Raw genomic sequence first — 20,071 nt, 5'->3', positions numbered from 1 at the left:
CGGCAAGGCTGGCCGTCCGTATCCACCAGCCTTTACGCTTGATCTTCACAACTGACGACAGCCGCCGCGCATAGCGAAAAACCGCTCTGCGGCGGCGCTTAGCCATTTATGGCTCAACACCCGCCCGCCTCGGGTAAAATGCCCTTTACTTCTTAATATTGCGCACTCACCCTGCGCCTAGCCCAGAACACGTATCCATGAGCAACGATTCAAAAAACGGCAGCACCAATCCAACCCCGGCACCTTCCAACTTCCTGCGCGGCATCATCGAAGCCGATCTCGCCGCCGGTAAACACGAAAAACGTGTCGGCAAGGATGGCCAGCCGCTGCCTACGGTCATCACCCGCTTCCCGCCAGAACCTAACGGTTACCTGCACATCGGCCACGCCAAATCGATCTGCCTCAACTTCGGCCTGGCGCGCGATTACGCCGGTCGTTGCAACCTGCGCTTCGACGACACCAATCCGACCAAGGAAGAACAGGAATACGTAGACACCATCATAGACAGCGTCAAATGGCTGGGCTTTGACTGGAAAGACGGCAACAAGGAACACCTCTACTTCGCCAGCGACTACTTCGACCAGTTGTATGCAATGGCCGAATACTTGATTAACAAAGGTCTTGCCTACGTCGACAGCCAGTCCGCAGAAGACATGGCGAAAAACCGCGGCAACTTCGGTGAGCCAGGCAAAAATTCGCCTTTCCGTGACCGTCCGGCCGCAGAATCGCTGGACCTGTTCCGCCGCATGAAGGCTGGCGAATTCGAAGATGGTGCGCACATCCTGCGTGCCAAGATAGACATGGCCTCGCCCAACATGAACCTGCGCGATCCGGCCATCTACCGCATCCGTCACGCGCATCATCATCGCACTGGTGACAAATGGTGCGTCTATCCGATGTACGACTACGCGCATCCGATCGAAGACGCGATAGAAAACATCACGCACTCAGTCTGCACACTGGAATTCCAGGATCACCGTCCGTTCTACGACTGGGTCCTCGAACATCTGGCTGAAGGTGGCTTCTTCGCCAAACCACTGCCGCATCAATACGAATTCTCGCGCCTCAACCTGACCTACATCGTCACCAGCAAGCGCAAGCTGCGCCAATTGGTAGAAGAAAACATCGTCGAAGGCTGGGACGATCCGCGCATGCCTACCATCGTCGGCATGCGCCGTCGCGGTTACACACCGGAAGCGATCCAACTGATGTGCGAACGTACAGGCGTCACCAAGTCCGACGGCTGGATAGACTACAGCGTGCTCGAAGGTGCACTGCGCGAAGACCTCGATGAAAAAGCGCCACGCGCCATCGCAGTACTGCGTCCGCTCAAACTCATCATCGACAACTTCCCTGAAGGCGAAACCGTCGAATGCTCGGCACCTATACATCCGCATCATCCGGAACGTGGCAACCGTACTTTCCCTATCAGCAGAGAACTGTGGATAGAGCAAGAGGACTACATGGAAGTACCAAGCAAAGGCTACTTCCGTCTCTTCCCTGGCAACAAGGTACGCCTGCGTTACGGCTACGTGGTTGAATGCACAGGCGCGGACAAGGACGCAGACGGCAACATCACCGCCGTCCACTGCACCTACTTCCCGGACAGCAAATCAGGCACCGAAGGTTCGGCCAACTACAAAGTCAAAGGCAATCTGCACTGGGTTAGCGCAACACATGCATTGCAAGCTGAAGTACGCCTGTACGACCGCCTCTTCAGCGACCCACATCCGGACGCTGGTGGCAAGGACTTCAAACTGGCACTGAATCCGAATTCAAAAGAAGTGGTGCAAGCGTTTGTAGAACCTGGCGTCGCAGCGGTACAGCCGGATGAGAAATTGCAGTTCGAACGTCACGGTTACTTTGTTGCTGATCGCGTGGATAGCAAGGCTGGGAAGCCTGTGTTTAATCGGGCGGTAACTTTAAAGGATGGATGGGGGAAGTAACTTAATTTTTCAGACAAAACGTTATATGCGCTCCAGAGAATGCCAAAACATTCACAGTCAATTGAATTGACTAATCTAGACCCTAAAAATGAACTTTCATGCATAGCAATGCTATCGACATAACCTTGTCGGGCACATTCTCAATCCCCTACGACTATAAAGAGTCAGAGGATCACGCCCGCTTATCACTCGATCTTTGGGAAAATTTACCTGCATCCATCTGTGAACGTACATACCAGCATGAGAAGCGGATTATAACGGTTCAAGTCGAATGGACTGCGGTCGTGGAACTACTCCGACAGCAATATAAAATTTCATCACTGTTGCACAAAACGTCTCGTATATCTCAACAAGACTTAGCCATTCTCTTTAAAACTCAAGAGGTCCCTTGTAGAGTAACTATCTCTGGAGACACAGCAATTGAAAAAGGCGTCAATTCGCACTATCAATCCTTCGTGGAATGTTTTTTATACGACGTTTTTTTAATTCTAAATTTATCAGTCCCGGGAAGCGCAGATTTTTACAACGTTGGATTCATCGACACAGATAAATCATTTAAATCTCTGCAACTATCTGCTTACTATTTAGAGTTACTGTCGCAAGATAAGAGCCCCGACTGGCCTAAAGCGAAAACCATTGACGTCACACAAGTAGAGCATTGGTATAACGGTATTCATCGCCCAACCGCACAAGTTGCAGAAAATCCAGTAGAAAGTGCGCTCTTTTCATTACTGCATATTTGCCGTAGTCGAGGAGAACCAGGAGATATTGTTTGGATTTTTTATGGATTTGAGTCACTCTTTAAAACTCGCGTTGGAGAGAATTTCTCCGCACTTGTAGAGAGAATTTCCCTACTCCTCTCACCGGACGAGAAGCAGAAAGCAGTTTTACGAAAACAGCTACGAAAAATGTATGATTTTCGTAGCTCATTTGTTCATGGTGGATTACAAGTTATCCATCCAATGCACCACGACGGGCTGGACGATCGCATAAACTCCTCGTACGGAAACACAGTCCAGCTTTCAATATACGGCACCAAATTACTGACGGCATGCATTCAAAAATTTGCAATGGAGAATTGGAAAAGCATCAGCTTTCCAATGACTATATGCGCAGACAATATAGGCTCAGAGAATGCAGAAAAATAGCATGATCTTGATAAACTAGATGAACGCACTCATCGCCTTCCTCCACCACATAGCCTTCCTGGCCATCATGCTCACGCTGGCCTTCGAAATGCTATTGCTCAAGCAACCGCTAACACTCGCAACGGCAAAGAAGATCCAGCGCTACGACGCCATCTACGGCGTCGCCGCTGGCCTGATCCTGATCATCGGTGGTTTGCGTGTGATGTATTTTGAAAAAGGCGCGGACTATTACATGCATAGCGCACCATTCATTATCAAGATGGTGCTCTTCATCATCGTCGGTTTGATTTCCATCCATCCGACCATGACTTTCCTGAAGTGGAATAAGACGCTGAAGCAAGGTGTGGTGCCTGAACTGACAGATGCGCAAAGCAGCAAACTGCGTGGCATTATCCATGCGGAACTGATGCTGCTGGGAGCGATGATGCTGTGTGCAGCGATGGCTGCCAAGGGCATAGGCTACTTCGGCTCATAAGTCACACTGCACGCATGAAAATCGATCACGCCACCATCGTCACACCGCAACTGGAAGCGGTACGCCTGTTCTTTTGCGATATCGTCGGACTCACGGCAGGCGAGCGCCCATCTTTTGGCTTCGACGGTTATTGGCTGTATCACGATGGCAAAGCCGTGATCCATCTGATCAAAACCAATTCCGAACGACCACTGACAAAGTCGCCTACGCGCATCGATCACATTGCGTTCGGAGTGGATAGTGCAGACGAGTGGGATAAGCTGCTTGCGAAATTGCAGGCAGCCTCATATGAATACGAGTCGTCTGAAGTACCCGCTACCGGTGAGCGACAGTTGTTTGTCGTACCGACACCGGGCGTGATGATAGAGTTTGTGACGGCCGCTGCTTAAAGCTACTTTTTGGATTTATCTTTTCCATTCTTGGGCACACCCAATACCTGCCCCAGCGGTTGGATCGCGCGTATGGTGTCGAGGAAGAGACGCAAACGCGCCGGATAGTAACGCGCATGCGGATACACCAGATACACCGGCAAAGGCGGCGCACGCCAGTCAGGGACCAGATGTAGCAAGCGTCCTTGCGCAATGTCATCCGCCACCAGCCAGCCTGAAATAATCCCCACCCCCAAACCCGACGCAACTGCAGTACGCAAGGCATACAAGCTGTCGGTACTCATGCGCGGTTTGATCGAGAATGTGTGCTCTGCGCCATCGGATTGCCGTGTCAGCACGACCTCTTCGCGATAGAAGGTACGGAAAGCCAGCCACGGGAAATTGTGCAAGTCGTCAACCGTCAATGACGACGATTTCCCAGACACCAGCTGCGGCGAGGCCACCACGATGCGCGGCACGTCAAACAGCTTGATCGCCACCACCGAAGGATTGTCGACCACACCCACCTGAATCGCACAGTCGATGCCTTCGGCAATGAAGTCAGGATGCCTGTCATGCAGCATCCACTCCACTGCCACGCGCGGATAACGTTCAAGGTACTCAGCCAGCGGCTTGATCAAGTGCTCCTGCCCGAAAGCATGCGGCACCAGCACGCGCAAAGTACCTTCCGGCTCATCCTGCGTACCGCGCAAGTCGGCTTCCATTACTTTCCAGTTATCAAGCAAGTCCTTCGCATGTGCGTAGCAACGCTCACCGTCTTCGGTCAGCTTCATCACATGTGTCGAACGTTGTAACAGCCGCAAACTCAGGCTGCGCTCCAGCGCTTGCAAGCGACGGCTGACCGTGGGCTGGCTGGTTTTGAGTTGCTCGGCAGCGGCCGACAGACTACCCGCCTCAACGATGCGGACAAAGGTTTGCATCAGCTCGATGCGGTCTACGCCTGGATTTCCGGATTCTTTCATACGTTAAGCGTATAACAAATCTACGTTTTAGGCCACTACCACACCTTAAACGCATGGAGGAAAATCCGTCCTGTCGCTAATAACAAGGAATTCTGATGTTACTCACTCAATCCACCCATACACAGGTCGAGAAAGCCGCCCTGCCCGCACCGCTGATCCTGCTGCTGGCTACCGGCGCCGGTCTGAGCGTCGCTTCGCTTTACTACAGCCAGCCTATGCTGGGCGTACTCGGCGCCGACATACACGCCAGCGACCGCATGATAGGCCTGGTACCTACACTGACCCAGCTCGGTTATGCGCTCGGCATTTTGCTGCTGGCACCGCTGGGTGATCGCTATGACAGGCGCACCATCATCCTGATCAAGGCAGGCTTGCTGGCACTGGCTCTACTCTCCAGCGGACTCGCTCCCGGCATCATGTGGTTGCTGGCCAGCAGCCTGGTGATCGGCCTGACAGCGACGATGGCACAGGACATCGTTCCCGCAGCCGCCACACTCGCACCTGAATCGCATCGCGGCAAGATAGTCGGCACGGTGATGACGGGCTTGTTGCTCGGCATCTTGTTGTCACGCGTTATCAGCGGCTTTGGTGCAGAAGAATTCGGCTGGCGCTCGGTCTATATCGCAGCATCGGTAGGCGTTGCGATGATTGCGGTTGCCACATGGCGCGGCTTGCCACGCTTCCAGCCCACCACGCAATTGGCTTACGGTGAATTGCTGGGTTCCATGGTGCAGCTGTGGCGTCGTCACCCTGCGCTGCGTCAGGCAGCTTTGGCACAAGGCTTGCTGGCTCTCGGCTTCAGCGCATTCTGGTCGACATTGGCGGTGATGTTGCACGGCGCTCCTTTCCATCTGGGTAGCGCCGCAGCTGGCTCCTTTGGCCTGGCTGGTGCGGCTGGCGCATTGGCCGCTCCACTGGCTGGCAAGCTGGCAGACAAACGCGGCCCTGAGTTGGTGACACGTCTGGGTGCAGCGTTGGGGGCCATCTCGTTTGCGGTGATGTTGCTCGCTCCCAGCTTGCCTACCCATATGCAACTGGCTTTGCTGGTGATTGCAACGATCGGTTTTGATCTGGGTGTGCAAGCGACACTGGTTGCACATCAGACCATCGTCTACAGCATAGAACCCGGCGCACGCAGCCGTTTGAATGCATTGCTGTTCACCGGCATGTTCATCGGTATGTCCAGCGGTGCGGCACTCGGTAGTTTGTTGTTGTCGCAGTTTGGCTGGGCCGGTGTAGTGGTGCTGGCGACTGTATCTTCACTGGCAGCATTGGCAGTGCGCATGCTGGGTAGCAATAAACGCTAAAACCTGAAGTCCGGCATCAGATCAGTTAGGATGTCGCATCCATGTCCGCTATCGCGTTTGAACGGGTAGCGGACATTTTTGCATATGCCTAACTGAAACATGACCATGACTACATTCAAGAATATCGTTCTCTATACCGACACTGACGGCTACGCCAAATTCCGCGAAGCAGATATTGCACTGCCAGGCGGCTCACCTAAAGCACTGCTATCCGATCTGATTCCTTCCGGCGGCTTCCAGGTACGACACAGTCCGCCCGGCGTGAGCAGCGATTTTCATTGCACGACGACAGCGCAATGGCTGGTGGTACTCAGTGGTGAAATGGAAATCGGTTTGCGCGATGGCAGCAAGCGCGTGTTCAAGGCTGGCGATCATTTCTTTTCGAATGACCTGGTGCCTGCGGGTGTGGAATTCGATGACAAGGTACACGGCCATAGCAGCCGTGTGCTGGGCGATACACCGCTGACGACTTTGTTTGTACGTACCGCATAAAAACCATCGCGTATAAAAACTGACTGGCTCACGATCATGCTTACCTCCTCCCGCCGACGCTCACTTTTACTGGCCGCGATTGCCACACCGCTTACAGGCCTGCACTTGCCCATCCATGCAAGCAATCAAAAAATCTCGCGCCAGACTGCACAGGAAGAATTGAAGAAAATAGAAGCACGCTCCGGTGGCCGGCTGGGTGTCTCGGCTATCAATATGGCGACCGATAATCGCGTTGAGTATCGTGCTGAAGAACGCTTCCCTTTCTGCAGCACCTTCAAGGTCATGGTTGCGGCGGCTATCCTGCAAAGAAGTACGAGCGACGCATCGTTGCTGCAAAAGCGTATCCACTACAAGAAAGAGGACACGGATAAATCAGGCTACGCGCCCGTCACGCAAAAACATCTGGCAGACGGCATGACAGTAAGCGAGTTATGCGCAGCGACCTTACAGTACAGCGACAACGCAGCGGCGAATTTCCTGATGAAGGAACTGGGCGGTCCCGCTGCCATCACCGCTTACATGCGATCGATAGGCGACAACGTATTCCGCCTGGACCGCTGGGAGCCGGAATTGAATACGGCAGTACCTGGTGATGAACGCGATACGTCCACACCAGCAGCGATGGAAAGTAGCCTGGAGAAGCTGGCCTTAGGTAGTGCCTTACCACAAGCACAACGCGAACAATTAATGAGCTGGCTGAAAGGCAATACGACCGGCGGCAAACGCATGCTGGCCGGTGTACCCAGAGGCTGGCAAGTTGCCGATAAAACCGGCACCGGTTCCTACGGCACAACCAACGATATCGGCATACTCTTGCCACCCGGTGGCGGTGCGTTGGTGACTGCTATTTACTTTACGCAAAACGGCAAGGACGCAGCACCGCGTGAAGACGTCATTGCATCTGCCACGCGCATCGTGGTTGCGGCTTTAAGCTAGGGGAATAAGAAGAAGGAGCGGACAGACCAGACATCATCTGGTCGGGGTGAGAGGATTCGAACCTCCGGCTCCTGCGTCCCGAACGCAGTACTCTACCAGGCTGAGCTACACCCCGACATGAACTGGAACTTTGACAGTAATTTTAGTTTAGCCAATTTGCTGAAATTTGGCGATATGGGCTGAGGACTTTTGCCTAATGACCGTAAAAAACGGGGGCAAAAAGCAAGCTCCTCGCACAAGCATTATCATATGGGCTTGACCGCAAACCCGCATCCATCATGACGCTCTCCCTCTGGCTTACTTTCCTGATCGCCGCCATCCTGATCGCTATCACACCCGGCTCCGGCGCTATTTTGTCGATGTCGCATGGACTGGCATATGGAGTACGCAAAACCACCGCGTCCATACTCGGTTTGCAACTCGGTTTGATTTTCCTGCTGACAGTCGCCGGTGCGGGTGTCGGCTCGCTGTTGCTGGCTTCGGAGATGGCTTTCAATATCGTCAAGACGATAGGCGCGTTTTACCTGATCTATCTCGGCATTAGCCAGTGGCGCGCCAAGGTGGTACTTGCACCAGAGATGCAGACACAGGCGGCGCACAACATGGTGCCGAGTTTTCAAAAACGCTTTTTGCATGGTTTGCTGACGAACGTCACCAATCCGAAAGGCGTGATTTTTATGGTGGCGGTACTGCCGCAATTTATCGTCAAGGATGCGCCGCTGCTGCCGCAACTGCTGATCCTCGGCCTCACCATTTGCGTGATCGATATCATCGTGATGCATGGCTATGCATTGGCCGCTTCGTCGATGCAGCGTTTTTTCCGCAACACCCATGCGGTGAAGAAGCAAAACCGCTTCTTTGGCGGACTCTTCATCGCGATCGGCACCGGCCTGTTTTTCGTCAAACGCGGACCTGTCACGTAATGATCACGTCAGGCTTCTTCATTACAATGTCGTCTTGATGTCGCCGCGCAAACGGCTACAGTACAAGCAACGATAACTCATACTTCAGCGCCTGCCCTTACCAAGTCGGGCGCAGTTCTTGCGTTACGGTTGGTAGTGCCGAACAACGGCACGACTGACTTCCCCTACTCCATTACCGTTGGAAAAATACATGGACCTGACTACGCCCGCCCTGCTGTTCCCCGCCATTTCACTGCTGCTATTGGCCTATACCAATCGCTTCCTGGTCATCGCGCAACTGATCCGCCAGCTCCACGTCAAGTATCAGGAGCGCGCGCACGATGTCGTGCTGCGCCAGATCGCCAACCTGCGGGTACGCGTGATGCTGATCCGTCGCATGCAGGAAATGGGCGTCGGCTCATTTATCCTGTGTGCACTGTCGATGTTCCTGGTTTTCATCAAACTTATTTTTATCGCGCAAGTGATCTTCGGCTTCAGCATTTTCATGCTGGTGCTGTCGCTGCTGGTATCGCTCTATGAAATCGTGATCAGCACCAAGGCGATCGAGATCGAGATGGAAGATATGGTGCAAAACCTGAAAGACCAGGATTAAGGGCAAACCCGACGGCGCACGTGGTAAAGTTTGCGCCGTACTTCCTGTCACTCATATCCGTCCCGACTTACATGCCGCCTACCCTGCCTATCGCTAAAAATGTCTTTGGCGAACCCCTGGTTCCCTGCTCGTTCAAGCCACTCACCGGTTACTTCCGTGACGGCTGCTGCAAGACCAATGAAGACGATGTCGGCACGCACATTATTTGCACCGTCATGAGCGCCACCTTCCTGGTATTCAGCAAGGCATGCGGCAATGATTTATCCACCCCGCGTCCGGAATGGAATTTCCCCGGACTCAAACCCGGCGATCAATGGTGTTTATGCGCAAGTCGTTGGGTAGAAGCGTGGCGCGCGGGCGTTGCCCCGAAAGTGGTATTGGAGAGCACCAATCAAAAAGTACTGGAAATGGTCAGCCTCGATGATTTGCGCCAACACGCGTTTACACTGCGCGAAGACGATTAAATCCGGCTCCTAAGGCGCGCCGCCCGACAGCTTGCGGCATGGATACGACGTTACTTTGCCAATAAGGCAACTAAAGTGACGATTGTTATCGTATTTGACAATAGTTCTCATTGTTTCCATAGAGAATCCGTTAAAATCCTTACCAAGCTGCAATCTTATTCAAGACACGACTTATCTTCGCGGATCGTCACGCAAAAGTATGGATTCGTTAACTGCTGGCATCGCGTTAATCCTTGTGCAATTCTGTATTGCACTGGTGATGGCCGGGGTTTTTTATACCACTCCCTCAGAAAAATGCACCAAGTACTGGGCTTTGTCCGGTGCCTGGATCGCTTTCGGCATACTCATAGCCATCGTCAATAATCGCCTGCACCGCCCCGCCTTCATCCTCAACGGCACCGGCGCGGTAGTAATCGGGCTGATTTTCCAGTGGCATGGGATACGCGCCTTTTACAAAAAACCACTGCAAAAGTGGGGCTGGATTATCTGCATCGCTTTTGTTTGCATACTGGCGATGCTCTTCATGCTGGGTGCCAACTTCCAGCAACGCTCCATCTTGATTTCGGTGACCGTCCTGACCCTGCTCGGCCTGAGCCTGCATGCAGTCTGGAGCGGCCAACAAGGGCCACCGAAGACTTTTGTGCAGGCACTGGTACTCGGTGCCATCGTGTTGCTGATGATAGGGAATGTGCTGCGTATCACGATTGCCTCGCTGCAGATCATGGGCACGCTGCCGATGGAACGCTCGGGCTTCGAGATTGCGGTCGCCTATATGATTCCGACGGTAGGCACGGTGCTGTTTTCCATCGGTCTCCTGCTGCTCTACTTTGAGCGTACCGTCGAGGAGAACCGCCATCTCGCGACCCATGATGAACTCAGCAAATTACTGAACCGCCGCGCCATCGTGTCGGCAGGTGAATACAGCCTCGCTTCAGCCTCGCGCCTCGGGCATGAGCTGACGATCGCCTTTATCGATATCGATATGTTCAAGTACTTTAATGACAAATTCGGCCATGCCGCAGGCGATACCGTGATCCAGGATGTGGCTGCCATCCTGCAGCAAACCTGCCGCACCATCGATCTGGTCGGTCGTTATGGCGGCGAGGAATTCCTCATCATCCTGCCCGGCGTGAATCGCGATGATGCTGCCCTGGTCGGACAACGCCTGGTTGATGCAGTACGCAAGTATCGCTTCCTCGGAACGCACCCGGTCACGATCAGCGCTGGTCTGACCACCTTGCCCAAGACTGAAGTGTGTACCTGGGATCAACTGGTACGACGGGCGGATGCTGCCCTGTATGAAGCCAAGGGCCTGGGGCGTAATCGCTACGCGGCATAAATTCCTTGCCTTTCTTCCATCACAAGCCCACCCTGTAGGACATGCAAACGATGTGGTTTGACTGCACGCTTATCTGCGCCAATTTTGCCTATAAAACATCACATTTATTTCCTCGTGGATACATCTTGCGGCCGATGGTAAGCTAATCAGCAGAAACCAAACAAAAGAGGCAGACATAGTGGGTGTTATTCATCAACAGTTGGCATTGGACGACGTCACACCAGGCATGGTGCTGGCCGATAATCTGCTGGATGCGCAGGGGCAAATCCTGTTGCCCAAGGGTGCGGAGTTGAGTGAGCAAATGCTGGAATCGCTGCGCCGCCACGATATTTCGTCCTTGCGTATTTTCATGGGTGAATTGAGCGAGGAAGAAGCGGCGGCACAACGCGCTTACCTGCAGTCGCGCCTGACGCGCCTGTTCCGCAATTCGGACGGTGAAGATGCAAACGGTTTGCTGCAAAACTATGTCCGCAAGTTTCGTCTGGGAGAACAGCCATGACGAACGCCATGCGTGACGCCCGCATAGAGAAGCTGCACTTCAACCAGGTCATTAATCAAATTCGTGATTTGCCTGCCTTGCCTGCCATCGTGCAGGATTTGATGAAAAACATCGGTCCCGATGAAACCGACATCAATGTCATCACACGCAAGGTAGCAATGGATCAGGCGCTGTCGGCGAAGACGCTGCAGTTTGCCAACTCGTCGTTCTACGGTTTGCAATCCAAGGTCACGACCATACAGCAAGCAATCACGCTGATCGGCATCAACGCGGTGCGCCACGTCGTCACTGCAACCGCCCTGACTGGTTACTTCCCGCCCAATAATTGCGCAGGCTTCGACTTCTTTGCACTGTGGCGTCATTCGGTAGCGACGGCTGTGTGCTCGCGCGTACTGGCGCGTCATTTGCATGTGAATCAGGATTACGCGTTCACCGCTGGTTTGCTGCACGATATCGGTCGCCTGGTATTGGTCACTTATTTCCGCAACGAATATGAAGCGGTCATCGCTTATCGCGAAGAACACGATTGCCATTGGCTGGAAGCGGAACAGGAAGTACTGGGCGTCGACCATGTGATGGCGGGCGAAGCACTGGCCGCACACTGGAATTTTTCCGATACGATACGTCATGCGATCGCCGGACATCACAATCCGGAGCAACAGAAAGTACGCTCGCTGGCATCCATCGTGCATATTGCTGATGCGATCGCACATGCACTTGATTTATCGCATCTGGAAAACGACCTGGTGCCACCGGTCTCGCACGTTGCCTGGGTCGGACTGGATTTAAGTGAAGAAGTTTATCTGCAGGTCTTCCACGAAACAGAATTGCTGTTCGATGAAGTAAGCCGCGTATTGTTGACAGAAAAATAGAAGGATATTTTGGAGCAGATTACGACTTTTGGTGCATCCGCTTACGCCATAGGCAGCATTCACCTCTTTGATGGCGTTACCGATCCAGTCGTCGCAACTCTGCTCGCACCATGCGCGATCGTCCGTCTGCAGAAAGACGAAACCATTTCCCCTCTGCGCAGCAATGAAGCATGTGTCTACGCCGTGCTGCGTGGCGCACTCGGCAATACGCTGATCGATGAGACACAAGGCATACGCACCGAAAAAGTGCTGCCTGGCGAAAGCGTAGGAGAACTCTCGGTATTGGATGACATTGCGCATTCCAGTACGCTAATCGCCTTGCAGGAAACCGAACTACTCGTCATCGAATCAGCTACTTTATGGCAGTTGATAGATGAAGCCAACGGCGTTGCACGTAATCTCTTGCGCCAGTTGTCGTTCCGCCTGCGTGCTGCCAATGCCCAGCTGCGCCGCCGCGAAAAAGTCGGTGAATTCTATCGCCAGCTATCGATGGTTGACGGCCTGACCGGGCTGCACAATCGCGCCTGGCTCAACGACAAACTACCCCACCTGATAGAAGAAGCACATGCTGCCAAGCATCCGCTGTCACTGATCATGATCGATCTCGATCATTTCAAACGCTTCAATGACGAATACGGCCATCTGGTCGGTGATACCGCGCTGCGTACTGCAGCCGGCGTCCTGAGCGCCGCTTTGCGTCCCAGCGATTTTGCCGTACGCTACGGCGGTGAGGAATTAATCGTCATCCTGCCGGACAGCAATATTGCAGCTGGTACCATGGTGGCGCAGCGCCTATGTGAACGCATGCGTCTGGCCGTCGTATTTGCCGACATGCATATGCCTTTGCCACACATCACGGCTTCATTCGGCGTCGCGGTGCTGGCACCGCAACAGGATGCCGATGGCTTGCTGGCTGCGGCCGATGCTGCACTGTATCGCGCCAAGGAAGCCGGACGCAATCAGGTCGCGATTTAAGCCTGCGTACGCAAACTTCGAACTAACTAATCGTCATTCTTATATTTCACGATGTCTACGCACACCTTTCTTTGGCACGATTACGAAACCTTTGGTGTACAACCGCGACGCGATCGTCCGGCACAATTTGCCGCGATCCGTACCGATGCCGAACTCAATGAAATCGGTGTACCCATCATGCTGTACTGCAAACCGGCGAATGACTTTTTGCCGGATCCGCAATCCTGCCTGATTACCGGTATCACACCGCAAGTCTGCCTGGAGCGCGGCGTACCCGAGCACCAGTTCGCAGCAGAGATAGAAAAAGCACTATCGCAAACCGGCACCATAGGCGTCGGCTACAACACCATACGTTTCGACGACGAAGTCACGCGCTTTATGTTTTGGCGCAACCTGATCGATCCTTATGCACGCGAATGGCAAAACAGCTGTGGTCGCTGGGACATCCTCGATGTCGTGCGTACCGCCTACGCATTGCGTCCGGAAGGTATTAACTGGCCCAAGCATCCGGATGGTCGCCCCAGCTTCCGTCTCGAACAATTAACGGCTGAAAATGGCATCGCGCATGAAGCAGCGCACGATGCTTTATCCGACGTACGTGCCACGATAGCGCTGGCACGCCTGATCCGTGATCGCCAACCCAAACTGTTTGATTTCTGCCTGGGCTTGCACAAGAAGGACAAGGTCGCCGCCGAGATCGGCCTGCCGCTGCGCCGCCCCTTCCTGCACATTACCGGCATGATTCCGGCCGAGCGCGGCTGTATCGCGGTGGTCTGGCCGCTGGCAGTCCATCCGACCAACAAGAATGAAGTCATCGTCTGGGACCTGGCAGCAGATCCATCCGAGCTGGCCAGTCTGGATGCCGAAACCATACGCATGCGCATGTTCAGCAAGGCGGATGCATTGCCGGAAGGCGTGGGGCGTCTGCCGATCAAAACCATACATTTGAATAAATCACCCATCGTCATCAATAACCTGAAGACCTTGTCGCCAACGATGACAGAGCAATGGGGCATCGATATACCGACGGCCTTGCAACATGCAGAAGTCGCGGCTGCGGCACCGGATATGAGCGCGATCTGGCAGGAAGTGTTTTACCGTCCGCAAGAAGCAGCGGCTGATGTAGACGAAGACCTGTACGGCGGCTTTGTCGGTAATAATGACCGCCGCACGCTGCAGGAGTTGCGTGCCCTGTCACCGGAAGCATTGGCGCAGGCGCGACCAGCCTTTGCCGATCCGCGCCTGGAAGAAATCGTCTGGCGTTACCGCGCACGTAACTTCCCGCATACGCTGAGCGAAGAAGAACAGCAACGCTGGGAAGAACATCGCGTGGCACGTCTGTTTGACGGCGAAGCAGGCGCACGCACTATAGAAACCCTGTTTGCCGAAATCGACCAGCTATCCGAGGACGTCGACGAACGCGGGGAAGAAATCCTCGGTGCGCTCTACGACTACGCCGAAGCCATCGCTCCCAGCCGTAGCTAAACGCCCCGTCTGACACCAAATCCGCTGTCCTGGCCCCGCAGCGTGCTAATCTGTGCGCTGGTCACCCGGCGTAATTAACTATTCAGCGGAGACAGGCATGAATCTTTCTTACTGGTGTATTTTGATTGCTGGCATCTTGCCCGTTGCGACGGTAGCCATAGCCAAATGGGGCAAGCGCGATTTCGATAATTCAGAACCGCGCCGCTGGCTGGAAAAGCAGGAAGGACTGCGCCGCCGTGCCGACAGTGCACATCGCAACCACTTTGAAGCCTTTCCTTTCTTTGCCGCAGGTGTTTTGGTTGCGCAACAACTCAATGCAGACCAGGATTCGATTAATATGCTGGCTGTCGCATTTATTGCGGCGCGCCTCGTGTACACGCTGCTCTATCTGACCGATCGTGCTACCTTGCGCTCGATCACATGGCTGATTGGTTATCTGGCTGTGGTCGGATTGTTTTTATTGCCGGCTTTCGATGGCGGCTGATTTTTGATCACGCTCTTTTTTGATTTTAATTTTTTACTTTTATGTCGCACACCCAAACACTGCAGCTACTGCAAGACTCTGTTGAATCGCTCCGGCAAAGCCGCATCAGCGTAGCTGAATTTTGCCAGACCTGGCGTGCACAAACCGCACTGCTGGCCGACCTGCCTGGTCCATATAGCACCGTCATGGAAGACTTGCTGGGTCGCCTGGAAGCAGGCAGTCTGTTTACAGAAGAAAGCTGCTCCTTCAGTCAAATCGATTTGCTGACGACGCTGGATATGTGGCTGGATAACGCCCGCCAGACCCTGGGCTGATAGCCACCACCTTTACAAGCAGACTACGATGCAACAATTTGAATTTGAACTGAACGACGAATTCGTCGAATTAAACCAGCTGTTGAAGCTGAATGGCCTGTGCGAAAGCGGCGGCGCGGGCAAAATGCTGGTCGCCAGCGGCAAGGTAAAAGTGGATGGCAAGACCGAGTTGCGCAAAACCTGCAAAATACGCGCAGGCCAGGTAGTGACCCTGGGCGACGTCCGCATCAAGGTACACGCTGGCAGCTGAGACTAGTCTATCTTTATACCGTGTGAGCCAGCGGCGCGGCGGCAGGCATGGGACAATGCTGCCATGACCCCACACGAAAAACTGATATTTGTTGACCTGGAAACAACAGGTGCCAATCTGGTCAATGACCGCATTACCGAAATCGGGATAGTTGCGGTCGATCCTGACGGCTGTATCGAGCGCTGGTCGACCTTTGTGAATCCCGGTCGCCCTATCCCCGAATTCATCCAGGGCTTGACCGGTATCAGCGATGAGATGGTCGAGACTGCACCTGCTTTTGAAACACTCGCCGATACAGTGCGCGCGCGTTTGCAGGATGGTTTATTCATCGCGCACAATGCGCGCTTCGACTACGGCTTCCTGCACCATGCTTTCGCGCGTTCCGGCCATGCACTGAATTCGGAAATGTTATGCACGGTCAAACTGTCACGTGCCTTGTTTCCCGCCGAAAAGAAACACAATCTGGATAGCCTGATTGCACGGCATGAGCTGATCCCTGAAGCACGTCACCGCGCGCTGGCGGATGCAGATTTGCTGTGGCAGTTATGGCGCAAGCTGAATGCCGTCGTTCCCTACGAAGTCTTTAGCAAAACCGTACAGACCTTGCGCCAGCAACCAAAATTATCCTTGCCGGCAACAGCGGAAAGCTAAACTCCAGTGCTATGCTGCTGGCTGGTAAATCTGCAGCTATCTTGATCGACCCAAAAACAAGGAAACTGATTCATGGCCAAACTCATCTATATCGCCGATCCTATGTGCTCGTGGTGCTACGGCTTCGGGCCTGAACTCAATACGCTGTTGAGCGGCTTGCCGGATACCCCGCTGGAGCTGATCGTCGGCGGCTTGCGCGCCTACAACAAGGAAGTGATGGATGAGAAGCTGAAAGCCACCTTGCTTGAACACTGGAAAAAAGTGGAACAAGTCAGCGGCCTGCCGTTCGCCAAAGATGGTTTGTCGCATGAAGGTTTTATCTATGACACCGAACCTGCCTGCCGCGCCGTCGTTGCAGCGGGCATGCTGGCACCGGATACCGCACTCGATGTATTCCACGCGATCCAGCATGGCTTCTATGCTGAAAACCTGGATACGACCAAGGGTGAGGTATTGGCAGATATCGCTGCCGCAGTATTTGAAAAGGCAGACATCCAAATTGATGCGGCTGAGTTCCTGCGCACCTGGGCATCGGAAGAAGCGCGCAATGCGACCGAAGCAGACTTTACGCAAACCAAGTTATGGGGCGTGTCCGGCTTCCCTACACTGGTATTGGAAAAATCAAATGAGTTGTATCTGGTGACATCCGGCTACACCAAAACAGAAACACTGGTTGAGCGTCTGCAGGAATTGATAGATCAGCCAGCTTGATGCGCTTAGCGTATTGACTAGCAAGATAAAAGCGCCGGGTTGATCCCGGCGCTTTGTTTTTACGACATGTGTTGACCACCGTTAATAGCGATATTTGCGCCCGTCACAAACGCGGCTTCATCCGAGGCCAGATAAGCGACCAGCCCCGCCACTTCTTCCGGCTTGCCGAGACGTCCCATAGGAATTTGCGGCACGATTTTGGTGTCCAGCACATCCTGTGGAATCGCGGTCACCATCTTGGTGCCGATATAGCCTGGCGAAATCGTATTTACAGTAACGGCCTTGCGCGCAACTTCGAGCGCCAGCGCTTTAGTAAAACCATGCATGCCCGCTTTCGCTGCCGAGTAATTGGTTTGCCCGAAAGCACCTTTCTGTCCATTCACCGAAGAGATATTGATAATACGTCCCCAGCCGCGTTCCACCATGCCGTCACATACAGGCTTGGTCATATTGAACACGGAATCCAGGTTAGTACCAATCACCGCATCCCAGTTTGGTTTGTCCATACGTTTGAAAGTCATGTCGCGTGTGATACCGGCATTATTGACCAGCACATCCACCGGCCCCATTTCTTTTTCGATTTGGGCGACGCATTTCTGCGCTGATTCGTAATCGGAAACATCACATGGATAGGCGTGGAAGTCGTAGCCGCTTTCTTTCATGAGCTTCAGCCACTCATCCACTTTGGTATTGCCAGGCGAGTAAGTCGTCACTACCTGATATCCAAGTGCTGCCAGCTTGATGCAAATCGCTTCGCCCAAACCACCCATACCACCTGTCACCAATGCAAGGCGTGTCATAACTATCTCCTCTTATTATTTGTTAATAGGGCTGCCTGTTTTATTGAGCGCATGCACGCTGCGTATCCTTGCGTCTACCTTAGCGTTCAATCGCAAGCGCCACTCCCATTCCGCCACCTATGCACAAACTGGCCAGGCCTTTGTGCGCATCACGTCGTATCATTTCATGCAGCAAAGTTACCAAGATACGGCAACCCGAAGCGCCGATAGGATGGCCGATCGCAATCGCTCCGCCATTCACATTAATCTTCTTGGTGTCCCAGCCCATTTCGCGATTCACTGCAATCGCCTGTGCCGCAAAGGCTTCGTTGATTTCCATCAGATCCACATCCTGATGCTTCCAGCCTGCTTTCTTCAGGCACAGCTGTGTCGCCGGAACCGGGCCCATGCCCATGATGCTCGGGTCTACGCCTGCGGATGAATAGGCTTTGATTTTCGCCAGTGGTTTAAGGCCTAGCTCTTTGGCTTTCTGTGCCGTCATCATGATCACGGCAGCTGCGCCATCATTGATACCGGAAGCATTACCGGCAGTCACTGTGCCGTCTTTGGAAAAAGCCGGACGTAATGCGGAGAGTGATTCGAGTGTGGTGCCGTGCTTGATGTATTCGTCGCTATCAAAAACGATGTTTCCTTTTTTGCTTAGGATCTCAAAAGGAATAATTTCATCTTTGAACTTGCCCGCTTTTTGCGCGGCCTCTGCTTTGTTCTGTGACTCCAGTGCAAACTCATCCTGCTCCTGGCGTGAGATGCCGAATTTCTTCGCGATGTTTTCTGCGGTGGTCCCCATGTGATACTGATTGTAGACATCCCACAAGCCGTCATGAATCATGGTGTCGATCAGCTTGGCATCACCCATGCGGAAACCATCGCGCGAATTATTCAGCACGTGCGGCGATGCGCTCATGTTTTCCTGCCCGCCAGCAATAATGATTTGCGCGTCACCACATCGGATGGCTTGCGTCGCCAGATGCGTAGCTTTCAGGCCGCTACCGCATACTTTATTAATCGTGAAAGCCGGCACCATGTCCGGAATACCGCTCCGTATCAAGGCCTGACGCGCAGGATTCTGGCCGCAACCAGCGGTCAGCACCTGGCCCAATATCACTTCGCTGATCTGGTCAGCTTGGATACCACTACGCGTCAGTAAATTTTTAATGACGTGAGCACCGAGATCGGAAGCCGCAGTTTTAGCCAGCGCGCCGCCGAATTTTCCAACACCAGTACGTCCAGCAGAAACAATGACAACATCATCCATTTCAACTCTCCATTAGCACTGCGAGGGAACTACGATAGCCATCGATTGAGAAGACATGCCATCACATCGGCAAGAAGAATTCATACAATTTAAGGCGTCCGTTACAACCGTATCTAAAAATTGTTTGGAACGCAATGACTAGATATCAAATCTTGCGAGTGACTTACAGCGCGACCATTAAACAGCCGCAGCGCTATCTCTAGTCTGCTTGTCATATGTCAGTTGAACAGAACGAGTGATGGCTTTGCGTTTGCTGTTATTCGGATTTGGCTCATAAAAATGAAGGTTGCAATATGACTGGAAGATGAATTGCATGCCGTGCTCACGGCATTTGCGCATTCAAAGATCTGTCTGATCAGGAGATCCGTCACGGATGTCATCAAGCATGATTTATTTCATGCTGCCTGTAATAAATGAGATGTTGGCCAGGATAAGTCGGTCGCAACGATATGCGTCGAATCAAAATTATCCGCGATGAAGATGCGTCATCAGTATCGACAAGTTGTAGTGACAGGAAGTAAGTAGAAAAGAAAGCATCCGCGACACATATAGCGCGGCATGTCTCTATGCAAAAGGAGCTTGCGCTGCAGTTTAAGGCTCATCCCTGGAGGGGATTCGCACGTTTATTGATGCGAGTTGGGGATATTGTTGGTGCAGATCAGCGTTGCAAGCTCGTTTATACAAAGCGTCCGCGCAAAGCAAAAACCCTCCAGTATTTCTACTGAAGGGTTTTCTAAATAAAAGCCTGACGATGACCTACTTTCACACTGGTTGCAGCACTATCATCGGCGCAAAGTCGTTT

Annotated in this window: 23 protein-coding genes and 1 tRNA gene; 20 read left to right on the top strand and 4 right to left on the bottom strand. The window is 53.2% G+C overall.

Translation table 11 applies throughout. The features are described from left to right. Positions 1-197: 197 nt before the first annotated feature. From H7U06_RS10515 to H7U06_RS10500, 4 genes are all read left to right on the top strand, one after another. Entirely contained in the window at positions 198-1,946 is a 1,749-nt protein-coding gene (locus H7U06_RS10515) for a glutamine--tRNA ligase/YqeY domain fusion protein (protein ID WP_175626138.1), read from the top strand. Positions 1,947-2,044: 98 nt separating this feature from the next. Further along, positions 2,045-3,094: a hypothetical protein gene (locus H7U06_RS10510; protein WP_175626137.1), complete on the top strand. Its 1,050-nt coding sequence runs from the start codon at positions 2,045-2,047 to the stop codon at positions 3,092-3,094. A 19-nt stretch (positions 3,095-3,113) separates the two neighbouring features. Then, positions 3,114-3,569, top strand: a complete 456-nt coding sequence (locus H7U06_RS10505; RefSeq protein ID WP_175626136.1) for a DUF2214 family protein — start codon at positions 3,114-3,116, stop codon at positions 3,567-3,569. Positions 3,570-3,583: 14 nt separating this feature from the next. Next, on the top strand, positions 3,584-3,958 hold the full coding sequence (locus H7U06_RS10500) for a VOC family protein (protein WP_175626135.1): 375 nt from the start codon (positions 3,584-3,586) through the stop codon (positions 3,956-3,958). 2 nt (positions 3,959-3,960) lie between these two features. On the opposite strand, the gene H7U06_RS10495 is transcribed toward H7U06_RS10500, so the two are convergent. Beyond that, positions 3,961-4,920, bottom strand: a complete 960-nt coding sequence (locus tag H7U06_RS10495; RefSeq protein WP_175626134.1) for a LysR family transcriptional regulator — start codon at positions 4,918-4,920, stop codon at positions 3,961-3,963. Positions 4,921-5,015: 95 nt separating this feature from the next. On the opposite strand from H7U06_RS10495, the gene H7U06_RS10490 reads away from it, so the two are divergent. From H7U06_RS10490 to bla, 3 genes are all read left to right on the top strand, one after another. Continuing rightward, positions 5,016-6,227: an MFS transporter gene (locus H7U06_RS10490; RefSeq protein WP_175626133.1), complete on the top strand. Its 1,212-nt coding sequence runs from the start codon at positions 5,016-5,018 to the stop codon at positions 6,225-6,227. Positions 6,228-6,332: 105 nt separating this feature from the next. After that, the gene (locus H7U06_RS10485) at positions 6,333-6,719 is read left to right on the top strand and encodes a hypothetical protein (RefSeq protein ID WP_175626132.1); all 387 of its coding nucleotides are present in this window, start codon (positions 6,333-6,335) and stop codon (positions 6,717-6,719) included. Positions 6,720-6,755: 36 nt separating this feature from the next. After that, positions 6,756-7,655: a class A beta-lactamase gene (bla, locus tag H7U06_RS10480; RefSeq protein ID WP_175626131.1), complete on the top strand. Its 900-nt coding sequence runs from the start codon at positions 6,756-6,758 to the stop codon at positions 7,653-7,655. A 38-nt stretch (positions 7,656-7,693) separates the two neighbouring features. Here the strand turns inward: bla and H7U06_RS10475 are convergent. Continuing rightward, positions 7,694-7,770, bottom strand: a tRNA-Pro gene (locus tag H7U06_RS10475). 163 nt (positions 7,771-7,933) lie between these two features. On the opposite strand from H7U06_RS10475, the gene H7U06_RS10470 reads away from it, so the two are divergent. The 13 genes from H7U06_RS10470 (at position 7,934) to H7U06_RS10410 (ending at position 17,214) form a co-directional block, all read left to right on the top strand. Continuing rightward, on the top strand, positions 7,934-8,578 hold the full coding sequence (locus tag H7U06_RS10470; protein ID WP_175626130.1) for a LysE family transporter: 645 nt from the start codon (positions 7,934-7,936) through the stop codon (positions 8,576-8,578). Positions 8,579-8,768: 190 nt separating this feature from the next. Then, positions 8,769-9,170 (top strand): DUF2721 domain-containing protein, encoded by a 402-nt coding sequence (locus H7U06_RS10465; RefSeq protein ID WP_175626129.1) that lies wholly within the window; start codon positions 8,769-8,771, stop codon positions 9,168-9,170. A gap of 71 nt (positions 9,171-9,241) precedes the next feature. After that, positions 9,242-9,634: a DUF2237 family protein gene (locus H7U06_RS10460; protein ID WP_175626128.1), complete on the top strand. Its 393-nt coding sequence runs from the start codon at positions 9,242-9,244 to the stop codon at positions 9,632-9,634. A 199-nt stretch (positions 9,635-9,833) separates the two neighbouring features. After that, a complete protein-coding gene (locus tag H7U06_RS10455) occupies positions 9,834-10,973 on the top strand; it encodes a GGDEF domain-containing protein (RefSeq protein ID WP_254873217.1) in 1,140 nt (379 codons plus the stop codon). 178 nt (positions 10,974-11,151) lie between these two features. Then, positions 11,152-11,472: a hypothetical protein gene (locus H7U06_RS10450; protein WP_175626126.1), complete on the top strand. Its 321-nt coding sequence runs from the start codon at positions 11,152-11,154 to the stop codon at positions 11,470-11,472. Beyond that, positions 11,469-12,344, top strand: a complete 876-nt coding sequence (locus H7U06_RS10445) for an HDOD domain-containing protein (protein ID WP_175626125.1) — start codon at positions 11,469-11,471, stop codon at positions 12,342-12,344. The genes H7U06_RS10450 and H7U06_RS10445 overlap by 4 nt, the downstream gene beginning before the upstream one ends. Positions 12,345-12,353: 9 nt before the next feature. Next, positions 12,354-13,319, top strand: a complete 966-nt coding sequence (locus H7U06_RS10440) for a GGDEF domain-containing protein (protein WP_175626124.1) — start codon at positions 12,354-12,356, stop codon at positions 13,317-13,319. Between the two features lie 51 nt (positions 13,320-13,370). After that, the gene (gene sbcB, locus H7U06_RS10435; protein WP_175626123.1) at positions 13,371-14,804 is read left to right on the top strand and encodes an exodeoxyribonuclease I; all 1,434 of its coding nucleotides are present in this window, start codon (positions 13,371-13,373) and stop codon (positions 14,802-14,804) included. A gap of 97 nt (positions 14,805-14,901) precedes the next feature. Next, a complete protein-coding gene (locus tag H7U06_RS10430) occupies positions 14,902-15,288 on the top strand; it encodes an MAPEG family protein (protein ID WP_175626122.1) in 387 nt (128 codons plus the stop codon). A gap of 41 nt (positions 15,289-15,329) precedes the next feature. After that, positions 15,330-15,602 carry a hypothetical protein gene (locus H7U06_RS10425; RefSeq protein WP_175626121.1) on the top strand — a complete coding sequence of 91 codons (273 nt, stop codon included), beginning with the start codon at positions 15,330-15,332 and terminating at the stop codon, positions 15,600-15,602. Between the two features lie 28 nt (positions 15,603-15,630). After that, positions 15,631-15,852, top strand: coding sequence for an RNA-binding S4 domain-containing protein (locus H7U06_RS10420; protein ID WP_175626120.1), 222 nt, complete (start codon positions 15,631-15,633; stop codon positions 15,850-15,852). 63 nt (positions 15,853-15,915) lie between these two features. Further along, the gene (locus tag H7U06_RS10415) at positions 15,916-16,503 is read left to right on the top strand and encodes a PolC-type DNA polymerase III (protein WP_175626119.1); all 588 of its coding nucleotides are present in this window, start codon (positions 15,916-15,918) and stop codon (positions 16,501-16,503) included. 72 nt (positions 16,504-16,575) lie between these two features. Continuing rightward, positions 16,576-17,214 (top strand): DsbA family protein, encoded by a 639-nt coding sequence (locus H7U06_RS10410; protein WP_175626118.1) that lies wholly within the window; start codon positions 16,576-16,578, stop codon positions 17,212-17,214. Between the two features lie 59 nt (positions 17,215-17,273). On the opposite strand, the gene H7U06_RS10405 is transcribed toward H7U06_RS10410, so the two are convergent. Beyond that, complete coding sequence (locus H7U06_RS10405; protein ID WP_175626117.1) at positions 17,274-18,014, bottom strand: beta-ketoacyl-ACP reductase; 741 nt, start codon at positions 18,012-18,014, stop codon at positions 17,274-17,276. A 79-nt stretch (positions 18,015-18,093) separates the two neighbouring features. Continuing rightward, positions 18,094-19,269 carry an acetyl-CoA C-acetyltransferase gene (locus H7U06_RS10400; protein ID WP_175626116.1) on the bottom strand — a complete coding sequence of 392 codons (1,176 nt, stop codon included), beginning with the start codon at positions 19,267-19,269 and terminating at the stop codon, positions 18,094-18,096. Positions 19,270-20,071: the final 802 nt, after the last annotated feature.

The sequence above is a fragment of the Herminiimonas sp. Marseille-P9896 genome (assembly GCF_903993245.1).
In the GTDB taxonomy this organism is placed as follows: Bacteria; Pseudomonadota; Gammaproteobacteria; order Burkholderiales; family Burkholderiaceae_D; genus Oxalicibacterium; species Oxalicibacterium contaminans.
This window is presented reverse-complemented; position numbering and strand designations above follow the sequence as displayed.

Bases quoted from the DNA above. Each gene is read 5' to 3' on its own strand.
- H7U06_RS10515 (WP_175626138.1), top strand. From the start codon at position 198: ATGAGCAACGATTCAAAAAACGGCAGCACCAATCCAACCCCGGCACCT.
- H7U06_RS10510 (WP_175626137.1), top strand. From the start codon at position 2,045: ATGCATAGCAATGCTATCGACATAACCTTGTCGGGCACATTCTCAATC.
- H7U06_RS10505 (WP_175626136.1), top strand. From the start codon at position 3,114: ATGAACGCACTCATCGCCTTCCTCCACCACATAGCCTTCCTGGCCATC.
- H7U06_RS10500 (WP_175626135.1), top strand. From the start codon at position 3,584: ATGAAAATCGATCACGCCACCATCGTCACACCGCAACTGGAAGCGGTA.
- H7U06_RS10495 (WP_175626134.1), bottom strand. From the start codon at position 4,920: ATGAAAGAATCCGGAAATCCAGGCGTAGACCGCATCGAGCTGATGCAA.
- H7U06_RS10490 (WP_175626133.1), top strand. From the start codon at position 5,016: ATGTTACTCACTCAATCCACCCATACACAGGTCGAGAAAGCCGCCCTG.
- H7U06_RS10485 (WP_175626132.1), top strand. From the start codon at position 6,333: ATGACTACATTCAAGAATATCGTTCTCTATACCGACACTGACGGCTAC.
- bla (WP_175626131.1), top strand. From the start codon at position 6,756: ATGCTTACCTCCTCCCGCCGACGCTCACTTTTACTGGCCGCGATTGCC.
- H7U06_RS10470 (WP_175626130.1), top strand. From the start codon at position 7,934: ATGACGCTCTCCCTCTGGCTTACTTTCCTGATCGCCGCCATCCTGATC.
- H7U06_RS10465 (WP_175626129.1), top strand. From the start codon at position 8,769: ATGGACCTGACTACGCCCGCCCTGCTGTTCCCCGCCATTTCACTGCTG.
- H7U06_RS10460 (WP_175626128.1), top strand. From the start codon at position 9,242: ATGCCGCCTACCCTGCCTATCGCTAAAAATGTCTTTGGCGAACCCCTG.
- H7U06_RS10455 (WP_254873217.1), top strand. From the start codon at position 9,834: ATGGATTCGTTAACTGCTGGCATCGCGTTAATCCTTGTGCAATTCTGT.
- H7U06_RS10445 (WP_175626125.1), top strand. From the start codon at position 11,469: ATGACGAACGCCATGCGTGACGCCCGCATAGAGAAGCTGCACTTCAAC.
- sbcB (WP_175626123.1), top strand. From the start codon at position 13,371: ATGTCTACGCACACCTTTCTTTGGCACGATTACGAAACCTTTGGTGTA.
- H7U06_RS10430 (WP_175626122.1), top strand. From the start codon at position 14,902: ATGAATCTTTCTTACTGGTGTATTTTGATTGCTGGCATCTTGCCCGTT.
- H7U06_RS10425 (WP_175626121.1), top strand. From the start codon at position 15,330: ATGTCGCACACCCAAACACTGCAGCTACTGCAAGACTCTGTTGAATCG.
- H7U06_RS10420 (WP_175626120.1), top strand. From the start codon at position 15,631: ATGCAACAATTTGAATTTGAACTGAACGACGAATTCGTCGAATTAAAC.
- H7U06_RS10415 (WP_175626119.1), top strand. From the start codon at position 15,916: ATGACCCCACACGAAAAACTGATATTTGTTGACCTGGAAACAACAGGT.
- H7U06_RS10410 (WP_175626118.1), top strand. From the start codon at position 16,576: ATGGCCAAACTCATCTATATCGCCGATCCTATGTGCTCGTGGTGCTAC.
- H7U06_RS10405 (WP_175626117.1), bottom strand. From the start codon at position 18,014: ATGACACGCCTTGCATTGGTGACAGGTGGTATGGGTGGTTTGGGCGAA.
- H7U06_RS10400 (WP_175626116.1), bottom strand. From the start codon at position 19,269: ATGGATGATGTTGTCATTGTTTCTGCTGGACGTACTGGTGTTGGAAAA.